Annotated in this window: 13 protein-coding genes and 1 pseudogene; 4 read left to right on the plus strand and 10 right to left on the minus strand. The window is 60.9% G+C overall.

Translation table 11 applies throughout. From position 1 onward, the window contains the following. Positions 1-14: 14 nt before the first annotated feature. From L0A91_RS06645 to L0A91_RS06665, 4 genes and pseudogenes are all read right to left on the minus strand, one after another. Entirely contained in the window at positions 15-1493 is a 1479-nt protein-coding gene (locus L0A91_RS06645) for a sensor histidine kinase (RefSeq protein ID WP_235246316.1), read from the minus strand. Between the two features lie 17 nt (positions 1494-1510). Then, positions 1511-3091 (minus strand): NAD-glutamate dehydrogenase, encoded by a 1581-nt coding sequence (locus L0A91_RS06650; RefSeq protein ID WP_260115318.1) that lies wholly within the window; start codon positions 3089-3091, stop codon positions 1511-1513. After that, positions 3040-5449: pseudogene (locus tag L0A91_RS19725) on the minus strand (NAD-glutamate dehydrogenase domain-containing protein). Before L0A91_RS19725 ends, L0A91_RS06650 begins: the two are co-directional and overlap by 52 nt. 98 nt (positions 5450-5547) lie before the next feature. Continuing rightward, complete coding sequence (locus tag L0A91_RS06665; protein WP_235246318.1) at positions 5548-6294, minus strand: NAD-glutamate dehydrogenase domain-containing protein; 747 nt, start codon at positions 6292-6294, stop codon at positions 5548-5550. Between the two features lie 146 nt (positions 6295-6440). Between L0A91_RS06665 and L0A91_RS06670 the strand changes: the two genes are divergently transcribed. Continuing rightward, the gene (locus L0A91_RS06670) at positions 6441-6908 is read left to right on the plus strand and encodes a hypothetical protein (RefSeq protein WP_235246319.1); all 468 of its coding nucleotides are present in this window, start codon (positions 6441-6443) and stop codon (positions 6906-6908) included. After that, the gene (locus tag L0A91_RS06675; protein WP_235246320.1) at positions 6905-7405 is read left to right on the plus strand and encodes a DUF2505 domain-containing protein; all 501 of its coding nucleotides are present in this window, start codon (positions 6905-6907) and stop codon (positions 7403-7405) included. Before L0A91_RS06670 ends, L0A91_RS06675 begins: the two co-directional genes overlap by 4 nt. An 84-nt stretch (positions 7406-7489) precedes the next feature. On the opposite strand, the gene pruA is transcribed toward L0A91_RS06675, so the two are convergent. The 5 genes from pruA to L0A91_RS06700 all read right to left on the minus strand — a co-directional run bounded on the left by pruA (position 7490) and on the right by L0A91_RS06700 (position 11622). Further along, complete coding sequence (gene pruA, locus L0A91_RS06680) at positions 7490-9118, minus strand: L-glutamate gamma-semialdehyde dehydrogenase (protein ID WP_235246562.1); 1629 nt, start codon at positions 9116-9118, stop codon at positions 7490-7492. Between the two features lie 17 nt (positions 9119-9135). Then, entirely contained in the window at positions 9136-9546 is a 411-nt protein-coding gene (locus L0A91_RS06685) for a hypothetical protein (RefSeq protein WP_235246321.1), read from the minus strand. 134 nt (positions 9547-9680) lie between these two features. Further along, entirely contained in the window at positions 9681-10244 is a 564-nt protein-coding gene (locus tag L0A91_RS06690; RefSeq protein WP_235246322.1) for a hypothetical protein, read from the minus strand. 198 nt (positions 10245-10442) lie between these two features. Continuing rightward, a complete protein-coding gene (locus L0A91_RS06695) occupies positions 10443-10943 on the minus strand; it encodes a hypothetical protein (RefSeq protein WP_235246323.1) in 501 nt (166 codons plus the stop codon). Positions 10944-11052: 109 nt separating this feature from the next. Next, positions 11053-11622 carry a flagellar biosynthesis protein FlgA gene (locus tag L0A91_RS06700; protein WP_235246324.1) on the minus strand — a complete coding sequence of 190 codons (570 nt, stop codon included), beginning with the start codon at positions 11620-11622 and terminating at the stop codon, positions 11053-11055. Positions 11623-11821: 199 nt separating this feature from the next. On the opposite strand from L0A91_RS06700, the gene L0A91_RS06705 reads away from it, so the two are divergent. Then, the gene (locus tag L0A91_RS06705; protein WP_235246563.1) at positions 11822-12049 is read left to right on the plus strand and encodes a helix-turn-helix domain-containing protein; all 228 of its coding nucleotides are present in this window, start codon (positions 11822-11824) and stop codon (positions 12047-12049) included. Between the two features lie 32 nt (positions 12050-12081). Here L0A91_RS06705 and L0A91_RS06710 read toward each other — a convergent pair whose 3' ends face one another. Continuing rightward, on the minus strand, positions 12082-12645 hold the full coding sequence (locus tag L0A91_RS06710; RefSeq protein ID WP_235246325.1) for a hypothetical protein: 564 nt from the start codon (positions 12643-12645) through the stop codon (positions 12082-12084). 270 nt (positions 12646-12915) lie between these two features. Here L0A91_RS06710 and L0A91_RS06715 point away from each other — a divergent pair, with 270 nt between their 5' ends. Then, positions 12916-13638, plus strand: coding sequence for a LysM peptidoglycan-binding domain-containing protein (locus tag L0A91_RS06715; RefSeq protein WP_235246326.1), 723 nt, complete (start codon positions 12916-12918; stop codon positions 13636-13638). Positions 13639-13683: the final 45 nt, after the last annotated feature.

Raw genomic sequence — 13683 nt, forward strand, 5'->3', positions numbered from 1 at the left:
GGCGCAGAGTCGCCCTAGCTAGAGCTTCGAAGCCGCACGATGAACTGAGCAACAGTTCCGTGCGGCTTCGCCGTATCCCAGGCCAGTGAGCCATCCAGATCCGCCAACAAGGCACCCACAATCTGCATGCCCAAGCCGGACGAGGGCGGGCTGTCCGTACCGTCGGGCAGACCCTGACCGTTGTCGATCACCGACACCGTCAGCAACTCGCCCTGCTCATCGCTACCCCGAAGCGCCTCCACGGTGATCAGTGGCGCCTCCGGCAATGCATCCTTCTCCTGCGAAAATCCGTGCTCTGCCGCGTTGTGCACCAACTCGGCCAAAATCATCGCCAACGGGGTGGCGTCCTCGGCCAAGAGTTGGCCAAAGGCACCCACGCTGCGGAACTGCACCGAAACACCAGGGGCAGCGACTTCCACCACTGAGCGCATCACTTTGCGGGACACCTCATCAAAGTCGACATTCTCATCAAACCCGTGGCTCAGCGTGTCGTGCACCAACGCGACAGTGGCCAGTCGACGGCCAGCCTCGCTCAGTGCGGCCTTCGCTTTGACGTCGTCAAGGCGGCGAGACTGCAAACGCAACAGGGCAGCCACCGTTTGCAGGTTGTTCTTAACCCGGTGGTGAATCTCGCGAATCGTGGCGTCCTTCGTCAGCAATTCGCGCTCGCGTCGGCGCATTTCACTGACGTCGCGGATCAGCAACAGGGCACCGACCCGGCGTTGGCCCTCGATGAGCGGCACGCAACGCAAGGTCAAGTTGAGCCCACGGGTTTCGATCTCGGTGCCCCAAGGCGCGCGACCGGTGAGCACCAGCGGCATCGCCTCATCGATCTGGATGCCCGAGGGCAGTTGGGCCGTGACAATCTCAGACAGGTCGGCCTGGCTGACCTGGTCTGTGTGTCCCAAACGCCGCAAGGCTGAGACAGCGTTGGGGCTTGCATAGTCAATTGCCCCGTCGGCTGTCAGCCTGATCACGCCGTCACCCACCCGCGGCGTGCCCCGGCCAACGCCGGTCGGCGTGTGGTCAGTTGGAAAATTGCCCTGCGCCACCATCGTCAACAGCGATTGAGCGGTCCGCAGATAGTTGACCTCTAAGCCGCCCTGCTGACGCATGTTTTGTAGATCGGTGTGACGCACCAAGACGGCCAGCACCCGATCGCCGCGACGCACCGGGACATACTGCTCTCGAATCGAGCCGACGCCCTTGGGCGTCGTCGATCGAGCGGCACTGGTGACCTGCTCCAGGACCAGTCGACGGTCATCCTTGGCCCGCTGCCCGACGACATCGTCTGGGTAGAAATTTGGGCCGGTACTAGGGCGTGCATGGGAGGTAAGCACCCACTCGTCGCCGCCGCCAGGCACCCACAGTGTCAGGTCAGCAAACGAAAGGTCTGCAACGATCTGCCAGTCTCCCAGCAGTCGTTGCAGCCAATCGATATCTCCATCAGTTGTTGCAGGGTTCTGGGACATCACATCGCGCAGCGTGCTCACCGCAGCAGACTAACGCCCTACCCTGCGCTGCCCTGACGCACCAGGCCACGCAAGGTGCGCAAGGCAACTGAGATAGGAGCCAAGTCGGGCTCTTCCAGTCCGCGGACCGTGGTCAGGACCTGGCTGACACGGCTAAGCGGCTCACGCTGGGCCTCGACCCACGCGGCCACGCGCTCATCGGCTGTGTTGCCAGGTTCAGTGCCTTGCAGCACAGCACGAGTCAGAGCCCGTAGGACGCCATAGAGGTCATCGCGCACTGCTCCACGGGCCAGCGCAGACCACCGGTCGCCACGCGGCAACTCAGAGACCAACGTCAGCAAGGCATCGATCCCAAACTCTTCTGAGAATGCGAAGTACACCTCAGCCGCTTCACGAACGTCGTAGCCTTCGGCCGCCAACTCAACAACATCAAGCAGTGAGTATGCGTCCAGCAAGCCCGAGTAGCGCAGCGCAAGATCTTGTTCGATGCCGCGATCCGACACCGACTTCGCCCGCTCCACGTAGCGCTCGTGCTCCTGTCCCTTCAACATCTCACCCAGCAACGGCATCAGACGTTGCACTGGCTCAGCAAAATGCTCAATCTCCGCTGCCATCCCGGTGCTCAAGGAGCGGTTGTTGAGGAACCAACGAACGCTGCGGTCCATCAACCGACGGAACTCGAGGTACATCTGCGTCTGCAGATCGGTGGGTGCTTCATTATCGAGCGCCTCGACCTGCGTGTTGTAGCTGTCCATGTCGAAAATCTCACGGCACACCACATACGCACGCGCGATCTGCGCTGTCGTGGCACCCGTTTCTTCGTTGGCGCGGAAAGCGAAGGTGACGCCGCCGCGGTTCACGATGGAGTTGGCGATCTCATTGACGATGATCTGCCGGCGCAGGGGGTGCTCAGCCAAACTATCGCTGATCTTGTCGCGCAGTGGTTCAGGGAAGTAATTGACCAAAGTGTCGATCATGGATGGGTCATCCGGGATCTCTGACTCCAGCAACTCATCCTTCAGCGCCAACTTGGAGTAGGCCAGAATCACGGCGAACTCCGGAGAGGTCAACCCCTCCCCAACGGTTTCGCGCTCACGCATCGCTTCGATGGTGGGCAAGAACTCCAACGCAGGATCGAGGCCCACCTTGTCAGACAAGAATCCGATCAGCCGGCGGTGGACGCTCATCATCCGACCGCCTTGATCGCGCGCATTTCCGATCAAGACGTTCTGGTCATAGTTGTGCCGCAAAACCCGACGAGCCACATCGTCAGTCATCGACGCAAGAAGTTCGTCGCGATCTTCCATCGACATAGAACCGTCCTGCACCAGCCCGGTCAAGGCGATCTTGATGTTGACCTCGTGGTCAGAGGTGTCCACGCCCGCAGAGTTGTCGATCGCGTCCGTGTTGATTCGAACACCAGTCTGCGCGGCTTCGATGCGGCCCAGTTGGCTCATACCTAGGTTTCCACCTTCGCCGACCACCTGAACACGCAACTCTTCGCCGTTGACTCGGATCGCGTCATTGGCCCGGTCGCCGATGTCAGCATGGCTCTCATCGGAAGACTTCACATAGGTGCCGATGCCGCCGTTCCAGAGCAGATCTGCCGGTGAAAGCAAGATTGCCTTGAGCAGCTGGCCAGGGCCAAAGCCTCCACATCATCAGCCAAGCCAAGCGCTTCGCGCACCTGTGCGGAGATGGGAATCGACTTGGCCGACTTTGGATAGACACCGCCACCCTCACTGATCAGCGACTCGTCGTAGTCTTCCCAACTGGATCGGGGCAGATCAAACAAGCGCTGGCGCTCAGCGAAGGACGTTGCGGCATCCGGGTTCGGATCCAAGAAGATGTGGCGGTGGTCGAAGGCGGCCAGCAGGCGGATGTGCTCAGAGAGCAACATTCCGTTGCCGAAGACGTCGCCGCTCATGTCGCCCACACCAACGACAGTGAAGTCCTCAGACTGGGTGTCGATGCCCATCTCGCGGAAGTGACGCTTCACCGACTCCCATGCGCCGCGTGCGGTGATGCCCATGCCCTTGTGGTCATAGCCGGCCGAGCCACCGCTAGCGAAGGCGTCGTCGAGCCAGAAGCCGTAGTGCCGTGAGATGCCGTTGGCAATGTCGGAGAACTTGGCCGTTCCCTTGTCCGCTGCAACGACAAGGTAGGGTCATCAGCGTCGTGCCGCACGACCCGCTCCGGCGGCACAATGTCGCCGCCGACTCGGTTGTCAGTGATATCCAGGAGTGAGCCGATGAAGGTCTGGTAGGAACTAATCCCCTCGGCCATCCACGCGTCACGATCCGAAGGGTCGGGCAGTTGCTTAGCCACGAACCCGCCCTTGGAGCCGGTCGGCACGATGACCGCGTTCTTGACCAACTGAGCCTTGACCAGTCCCAGCACCTCAGTGCGGAAGTCCTCGCGGCGGTCGCTCCAGCGCAGGCCTCCTCGAGCCACCATGCCGAAGCGCAGGTGCACGCCCTCAACTGGGGTGCATAGACCCACATCTCGAAGGCTGGCCGGGGTTCAGGCAGGAAAGAAATTTCGCGTGGCAACAACTTCAGGCTGACAGCAGCCTTGGGGCCGCCATCACTAGCCACCTGATAGAAGTTGGTCCGCACGACCGCGGTGATGATGGAGACGACGGCGCGCACAATACGGTCGTGATCCAGGCTGGCGACGTCATCGAGCGCAGTTTCGATACGGTCCTGCACATCTTGCGCGGCCTTGTCTCGATCCTCGCCGTCTGCACCGTCGGGGTCGAACCGAGCAGCGAACAACTCGATCAGCATTTCTGCTAGCACTGGATTGCTGACCAGGGCTTCTTCGATGTAGTTCAGGCTAAAGCTGGTGACCTGGCGCAGGTAGCGCACCAGGGTCCGCAGAATCACGACATCGCGCCACGGCAAACCCGCCGAGAGCACGAGGGAGTTGAGCGAATCACTTTCCGCCCTTCCGCCCCAGATAGCAGCAAAACCAGCCTCAAACCCGGCGGCGCGGTCTCCCCTAGCTTCACCCCACACGTCCTCGCTGCTGGCCCGCAGACCGAAGTCATAGATGTAGGACTTGCCGGTGGGGCCATCGACCTCGTAGGGCCGTTCGTCAGTGACTTCTAAGCCAAAGTGGCTAAAGACTGGCAGCACATTGGACAGCGACAGTTCGTGCCGGCGGTACACCTTGAAGCGGCGTTCGCGGCTGGGCTCATCCTTCTCGTGATAGAGCCGTGGGCTGAGATCGTCGACGTCTTCGTCAGTATCGAACTCGGCCAGGCGCACGACATCGCGGTAGGCGTCTGCGGCACCGAAGTCTTCTTTATAGGCTTCGGGGAAGGCCGAGCCGTACTTGGCCAACACGTCGCCTGCAGTGGAGTCGTCATCGACATTTTCACCGACCTCTTCAGTGAGGCGTTCGGCCCACGTGCGCGTCGCATCCATCAGGTCACGTTCAAGTTCTTCAACATCAACATCTGGAATGGTCACGCCGGGCTTCATCCGGACGACGAAGTGGATTTGGGCCAACGCGGCTTCACCCACCCGAGTGCCGTAATCAACCGCATCACTATCGTAGGCCTTGGCGAGCAGGGCCTGCAGGCGCAGACGCACCGAGGTGTTGAATCGATCGCGAGGCACATAGAGAAGGGCTGAAACGAAACGGCCAAACTCGTCATTGCGCACGAACAACCGCGAGCGCCGACGCTCCGAGAGGTGGACGACCTCGAGTGCTACCTCGCCTAGTCGCTCAACTGTGTCCTGGAAAAGCTCGTCACGCGGGTATGCCTCCAAGACGCCCAGGAGATCCTTACCTGTGTGGCTGTCCGGCGCATACCCACTGTTGTCCAGGATCGCTTGGACCTTTTTGCCGATGATCGGCAGTCGGGTCACCGACTCTGCATACGCGCCCGCAGTGAAAAGGCCCACGAATCGACGCTCGGCAACGACATTTCCCGCTTCGTCGAAGCGGCGCAAGCCGATGTAGTCCATGTAGACCGGACGGTGCACGGTTGATCGACGGTTGGCCTTGGTCAACGTCAGGAGCCGTGGCTCGGTGGCTCTGGCCTGAGCTTGCGGCGCGAGAGCCTTTACGGTGGCCTCCTGCGTCCGCAAGATGCCAAGACCGGTCTCGGGGATGGCTCGCAGCGCGGGCTCTCCTCGTGCTCGGTGAGCTCGTACTCGCCGTAGCCCAAGAACGTGAAGTGGTTGTCCTCGAGCCAGGTCAGGAACTCGATCGTGGGCTCAATCGTGGCCGGGTCAACGCTGGCTGGCGGAGCGGTTTTGATCTCTTCGACAATTTCGAGACAGGTCTTACGCATCTGGCGCCAGTCAGCGCACGCATGCGCGACATCCACGAGCACCGATTTTAGTGCGCCTTCTAGATCTGCACGCTTGTCGTCCTGTGGAATCCGATCGATTTCCAGGTACATCCACGATTCGACTTCGCAGTCCTTCGGTGCCCCGTTGCTATCCGTGTCGACAACTTCGACGCCAGATTCTGATCGTCGCACCACGACCTGAGGGTGGACGAGCAAATGAACGCGAAGGTCACGCTGACGCAACTCACCGAGGACTGAGTCCACGAGGAAAGGCATGTCGTCGGCACACGCTTGAACGACGGTGTGCCTACTGGTCCAGCCGTCTGACTCAACGCTGGGGTTAAAGACGCGTGCGGCTGGCTCGCCGAGCGGTCGTTGGACCGAAAAGGAAAGAGCCCCTTGAGCAATCGCCGATAACGCAGAATCACTGCGTCCTTCAAGGTCGGCGGGGGCGACATGCTCAAAGAATCGAGTCCTGAGCGCAACGCCAGTAGGCGTCTCATTGTCAACGGGCATCACAGAATCACTCCTGGTCGGCGACCTCACAGAGACACGTCATCGTGCCTCTGTGGCAGAGCCTAACCCGTGTCGGCAGTCGGGACCACCGAGCACCATGTGTGCGGCGATCTGGGTTTGTCACCCCCGCGCTTTAAAGTTGAACTATGACACACCACCGACCCACGAGCAGTGCGCTCTTGCTGCTGGTGGATCAGGTGCAGGATGTGCATGCTGATCTAGGTGAGCCTCGCATTCAAGCGACCTTTGATGCTGTGATTGACGCTCTGGGGCATGCGCTAGTGGATCTTGCCGATGGCACCGAAGCGCCGTTAAGGACGACACCTGTTGTTGACGTGCCTGGGCCAACTCTGGCCCTAGACCCAGTGTCGTGCAGTGCTGCCGGTGCGCACCTGGCCCAGATTGCAACGGCGATCAAGAGGTTGAGTCCGCCGACCACCAGCGCTTCCCTGAGCTGCACGGTTTGCACTGTCCTGGAGGGTCTCGTCATAGATCTTCAGCGTTGTGCCGAGCCCGCAGATCCTCAGAGTCGGGCGCGCACTCGAGCCCAGTTTCATCGGCAGTTGCGTGCTTGGCTCGCGAAACTGCAACCCGGCGATAGGTTGGACGCATGAGGATTACGCACCGCATCGAGCACCCCGGCAGTTTGGCGCGCGTGTACGCCATGTTGAACGACCCGGAATATCAACGCCAACGCGCTGAGCGCAGTGGCAGCCTAGAGCACCACTTTGTTCTTGATGAGACTCCCGAGGCGCATATCGGCATCAGTCGCCGTCGGATGTCGACGCAGAACTTTCCAGACGCGTTCCGCGGATTCGTGGGAAAGACCGTCGACCTCGTGGAGACCATCCGTTGGGGCCTGAATGAACGCGACGACTTCCGCGAGGGTGCCTACACCTTTGAAGTTGAGGGCACCCCAGTGACCATGGTGGGCGGGGTGCATCTCACCCAAATGGAGGCTGGCACTGCCCATGTTCTCGACGGCGAGTTGAAGGCCCATCTGCCACTGCTTAGCTCGCGCATTGAGAAGGCTATTCAGCCGCTGATCGAGAACGGCGTTGAGTTAGAGGATGCTTTGGGCCGTGAGTGGTTGGCCGAACACCCCGAATAACGCATGAAACAGCACAAGGCCCAGCTCCCAGTCCGCAAACTGTGAGCCGGGCCTTGTGCGAGCTGAGCCGCTAGCTATGACTGCTTAGCCTTGGTGCGGGTAGCGGTGGTCTTTCGGCGCGACGAACGTCTCTTTGATGGTGCGCGGGCTGATCCAGCGCATCAGGTTGGCTGCGGAGCCAGCCTTGTCGTTGGTGCCTGACGCGCGTGCGCCGCCGAATGGCTGCTGACCAACGACGGCACCAGTGGGCTTGTCATTGATGTAGAAGTTGCCAGCAGCAAAGCGCAGACGCTCGGTGGCATCGGCAATGACGGCGCGGTCGCGCGCAATGATCGAACCGGTCAACGCATACTTGGCCACCGACTCCATCTGATCCAGCGTGGCATCGTACTGAGCATCCGGGTAGACGTAGACCGTCAGGATCGGACCAAAGTATTCGGTGGTGAGCATCTCGTGCTCAGGATCGGTGACCGCGACGATGGTCGGGCGGACGAAGTAACCGACCGAGTCGTCGTAGGTGCCTCCGGCGATGATCTCGGCAGCGTCATCGTCGACCGCCATGTCGAGCGCTTCCTGGTGCTTGGCAAAGGCGCGGTCATCAATGACTGCTCCCATGAAGTTGCTCAGGTCGCGGACATCGCCCATCTCGATGGCGTTTGTGGTTGCTGCCAGCGGCTCCTTGATCTGCTCCCAGATCGACTGCGGCACATATGCACGAGATGCGGCCGAGCACTTCTGGCCTTGATATTCGAATGAGCCACGAATGAGCGCAGTCATCAGTAAGTCAGGGTCGGCGCTGGGGTGAGCCAACACGAAGTCCTTGCCGCCGGCCTCACCGACGATGCGCGGGTAGGACTTGTAGTTTTCGATGTTCTCACCGATCTTCTGCCAGAACATACGGAAGACATTGGTGGATCCGGTGAAGTGGATACCTGCCAAATCGGGGTGGACCAAGGCCACGTTGCTGACCTCGATGCCACGCCCGGTTACCATGTTGATCACGCCGTCGGGCAGACCTGCTTCGTGCAAGATCTCCATAATCATGCTGGCAGCACGCTGCTGGCTCGACGCAGGCTTCCAGACAACCGTGTTGCCCATGAGGGCTGGAGCGGTGGGCAGGTTGCCAGCGATCGCTGTGAAGTTGAACGGCGTGACGGCGTACACGAAGCCTTCAAGGGGGCGCTGCTCCATCCGGTTCCAGACGCCAGCAGAGTTGGCCGGGGGCTGCTCGGCAAGCAACTGACGGGCGAAGTGGACATTGAAACGCCAGAAGTCGATGAGCTCACAGGCGGAGTCAATCTCAGCCTGGATAGCCGTCTTGGACTGGCCCAGCATGGTGGCGGCGTTGATCCGCGCACGCCACGGTCCGGAGATTAACTCAGCGGCCTTGAGGAAGATCGAAGCACGCTCGTCGAACGACAGTTCGCGCCAAGACGGCGCAGCCTTCATCGCTGCATCGATAGCGGCGGTGGCTTCGGCCTCGGTGGCGTCGTGCAGGGTGCCGAGGATTTCCGCGTGCGCGTGCGGCTGGCGCACCTTGATTTCCTTGCCCTTACCAACAACGGGTTGGCCACCAATGATGTGCGGCAAGTCCACGGGGTTGGCGGCAACCTGGGCCAGCGCAGTCTCCAACTCAGCCCGCTCGGGCGTGCCGGGAGCATACTGCTGGATCGGCTCGTTAACCGGCGCAGGAACGTTCGTTATGGCATCCATCATGAGTAAAAACTCCCTCAGTTGTTGGCGTCAGTGAGCAACTGCGCCACGTGGTGAATTTCAGTCGTGTCATACCAAGAAAGTTCGAGGGGACCTGGCGCGGTGGCGTCTAACGTTTCACCCTCGAGGGTGTCGTCGGCGAGATGGAGGGCGGCAACTCGGGAGAAAGCCACATCCTCTTCAATCAACACGGCACCGACACCGGTCAATTCCCTAGCCTCCTGAGCCTCAGCCGAGCCGTGCACCGACTTGGCGATGGAGGCGGAAATTTCGAGCGCAGCGACCAACACCGGCACCTGGCGCGCGATGGCGTCTTTGGCGGCGAGTTGGGCTGCCTGAAATTCAGCCTCTTCTAAGTCGGGACCACTCAGGTCCGGGCTCGGAGCGAACCCTCGCAAGGGTGCCCGTAGCAGGCGCGTTTCTGGCAAGAACCGGGCTTGGTCCAGAGTGATGGCAACGTAAGTTCGAGTTGTCGTTGTCATCTCAGTATTGGCCTCCATGGCCGAAAACGCGCGCGCGGATCATGTGGTCATGGTGACATGTCAAGCCCCTCCAGGCGAAGTCACCCCTTCGCACGACGATTACGCACCTGAGGCGGTGGGACGCCTGCAACGTCATTCGCCAAAAGGCTGAGCGCCTCACGGGCCTGGCTCTTGGGTGCGCTATCCAGTAAGACTTCGCCGTTCAGCAGGGCACCGTCGTAGGCCCGCGGGTCATCTGGAATGAACGACACGGTCTCGACCCCGGCAAAGCGTTGGAGGATCTCACGGATTTTTCGCTCAGGGTCTCGACCAACGGCTGAAGCACGGACCCGGTTCACCACGACAAGAGGCGATTTGTGTGTGTGCTCCTTGATTCCGTCCAGCCCACGCACGAGGCGCTGTAGCCCAACGGGATCAGCGGCTCCAACCACCACCACCTCATCTGCAGCCTCAAGGGCCGCAAGAGTGGCCTGGTTACGCCTCGGTGCGGCTGTGTCAAAGGACAACTCTTCATCTTCTTCCAGGTATGGCGCGACGTCAATCACGACCCAGGAGACGCAATCACGAGACTTCTGAATCACGTCGAGGAGAGCGTGCGGACGAATCTCGGGCCAGCGATCTGCCCGTGGCAAGCCAGTCAGCACAACCAAACCAGACTCTATGGGGGCAGCGATGCGGGCCAGCGAGTCCCGATCCAGAACACCCTGATCTGCTGCCCGGACGGCAGCCGCGAGACCAGGGCTTCGTCCAAAGGCCGAGCATCTGGGCCAGCGAAGCACCGTATGTATCAGCGTCGATGAGCATGGCTCCCCCATGCTCCGCATTAAGCTCAGCAGCCAGATTCAGCGCAACGCTAGTGCGCCCCGGCGCCCCGTTGGCCCCCAAACGACGAGCACCTTGCCTTGTTCGCTGCCCGGCCCCTCGAGGCCACGGACCTCTGCCTCCTTCGGTTCGCCCGCGTCCTGCTCATCCGCATCCAGCCACTCAACAGGGACTAAGAGAGGCTCATCTGCAGTCGCTCCGCCACCTGCCCTCGTGGTTGTCAGAAGCAAACTAAGCGCTTCATCTAGTGCCTCCAGGCTGGCGTCGCCAGGGATCACCGCATGTACCCCCCAACGCGCTAACTGCAAGCGGCCCTCGTCGTCACCGGGGCGATAAACCCCCAGAATGTGCACACCCTGGCGCATCAACTCCGCTATGACCGAAGCATCCACGCCCCTCAAGTCGGAGGAGACCGCGGCAATCTCGCCTTGACCTGCCGCCACACACCCCAGGAGCTCGGCAAGGTCAGCACACCTCTTCGCTACGTAGGCGTGCGAGCTTTGACCCAGAAGGCTAGCCACCGCAGATTCCCACTGATGCGTTACGGCCGTCAGCGCGGGCTTACTCACTCTGCGGCCCCCGCCGGCGCGGGCACCAAAGTCAGTCTCGCCTCTTGATCCACGCTGGCGATCACCTCACCAACACGATCGGCGGGAACGACGATCTGCACGGGAGCATCACCAACTCCAGCGCCAATCGCGGTGCTCTGCGTAGGGTGGTCGAAACAACAGCACCGCTGAGCAGCAACTCTGGCTCCACATACACTGCTCCCAACGCCTGCGGGTCACGACGGCTGACCCACAGATCCACCACTGAGCCAACATGAATTGAACTAGCCGTAGCCGGATCGATGGACACCGTGACCGCTTTGCTCTCAACCTGACTCGCCCCGCCCAAGGCCGCCGCAGGAATCAACTCTCCGGTGGGGACGCCACGGAGGGCATATGTGCCCGGCTCAATCTCACCCGCTGCCGAGAGATACAAATCTGCATCTTGCGCGAACCGGATATCGACGACATCGAGGTCGGCAGCTGTCACCTCCTGCCCTGGCACCAGAGGCTCTGCCGCGACATACACAGCCGTACCATCATCGAGGGCAGCAATCAGCCGCGCACCACCCACCACTGAAACAACAACCAGCAGGACCCCAATGATCAATCGGGCATCACGCCACCCCGGTCGCTGAAGCCGTCGAGCCATCGGGCGTCCCGGTTCGAGTTTCATCAAGCCCCCTGTTCAAATCCATGAGTGCCGAACTTCCCACGTTCAGCTTCTCCTATTATGGAGTCTCACGGTGTATCGCCGTCAACCGTCCACAAGTGCCGGTAGCCGCTCACAGCACCGCCTAAACTGAATCCGACAGTCACCAGCGAGCGGCGACGCACTAACTCAAGGAGAGATCGTGACCGAGCCTCGTTTCCTTACGTTGACTGACGTCGCGGAGACACTCAACGTCTCAATGGCCCAAACGAAAGCCCTGGTCCGCACCGGCGATCTTCCTGCCATCAAAGTGGGTGGTCGTGGAGCGTGGCGCATTGAGCGCTCAGAGCTGGAGAACTACATCCAGCGCATGTATGCCCAGACCCGCGCGACCCTGCCGGCTTCGGAAACCCTCAACGACAAGTAAGCGATGCCCTGGGTCTCAGCCAGCGAGAACTCTCACAGTTGGCGAACCATCGCCAAGGCCGCGAACGGGATACTGAACTCCGCACGCACCGCAGTGGCTCTTCGGGCTACATCAGCGGCATGGTCAGCGATGTCGAAGTGATCTTGGCCCACTCGGTCAATCGTGCCCGTTGCGGGATGTCCAGCGATATCGATGACCTGAACAGTTGATCGATCGCGGCTGATCTCTCGTAAAGCTCGTCGAATATCAAAACGGCGCGAGGCGGCGCCCTCACGAGCATCCACCTTGACAGTCAGCCCTTTGACACTCAGCACGCTCGATGTGGCGACGAGAACGTTTCGCTCGGGGTCTCCCCCAGCCCTGGAGTTCGCGAGCAAGACCCAGTCCGCGCCAACATCAATCATTCGACCGTCGACAGCAGACCCCCCGTTGAGCCGAAGAGATACTGCCTGATCTCGGCCCGCCACGAGGCGGTCCATCAGCCCCACCTGTCCGCGGACAGATCGGGTGTGCTCCGCAACCTCTGCAGATCTCTCAGCGATTTCCTCGCGCAGAATCCGGGCTTCCAAGTCATCAAAAAGACGCGTCCATCGCATCGCTGCAGTCTGACAGGCGAGTCGGGCTCTCAGCAGGTTCCCACAAGAAATCTGGCAATTTTTCTGTCCGAAGCCTTGCCAAAAGCCTCAAATAGACTTAAATGAACGCAAATGAACGAATTAGGGGGAAGCATGGCAATTGCGTGGGACGATCAGCAACCACATCCTGGGGCACGACCTCGCTCAGGGCGACGAAGCGAATTTTGGGCACAGGCCATCTGCGGAAGCCTTGCACTACTAAGCGCTCTCAGTGCAGGTGGCTTGCTCTGGGTGGCCATCACAGATGCGCAGAGGTGGGGCTCGGAAGTGGCCGAGGTAGCGACCGCTATTGATGTCGGCGTCGCGACCCTCACCGGCGTTGCAGCGCTTGCCAGCGCCTATCTCGCTGTCTTGCTTGCCGTGGCCATTAAAGAGGTCCGGGCTAGCCTGGCCCCTGTCACCCACCTCGAAACAGCGCCCCAAGCAGCAGCCGGCTTGACCCGTCAGCTTGCTCAGGGGCTCGCCGCGAGCCTGCTTTTGTTGCTAGCCGGGACCAGCTCGGCGCACGCTGCCCATGAACCTTCGCCAGTCATGATCACGGTCGCCAGCGCATCGAATCTGCCATCAACCGACACCACCCTTACGCCCCCGCCTATCGGATCCATGCCCCAACTGGTCCCTGCTCCCACCTGGACTCCTGCCCCGATGGCGTCATCGGTTCGACTGATCGATCAAGGTTGCGCAGTCGACGATGAGGTAGTGGTCCGCAGAGGTGACACTTTGTGGTCGCTGGCAGAGCAAAACCTCGGACCGATGGCAACCGCGCAAGAAGTCGCGCTGGCCTGGCCGGCGTGGCACGAAGCAAATCGATCGGTCATTGGGCCTGACCCGCACATGATCTACCCAGGCCAGGTCTTGCGTCCCCCGACATCGACTGCCTCAACGCAGCCCTCGCAACTCACCTGGTCAAGCAGCCCTCGCTCCAACTCCGCAGCCATGAAGGATCATCCATGAGCAATTCAGTCTTGAGCGCGAGCCGCATTACCGTGCGAAGCATCC

Source organism: Ornithinimicrobium sp. INDO-MA30-4, assembly GCF_021535045.1.
In the GTDB taxonomy this organism is placed as follows: Bacteria; Actinomycetota; Actinomycetes; order Actinomycetales; family Dermatophilaceae; genus Ornithinicoccus.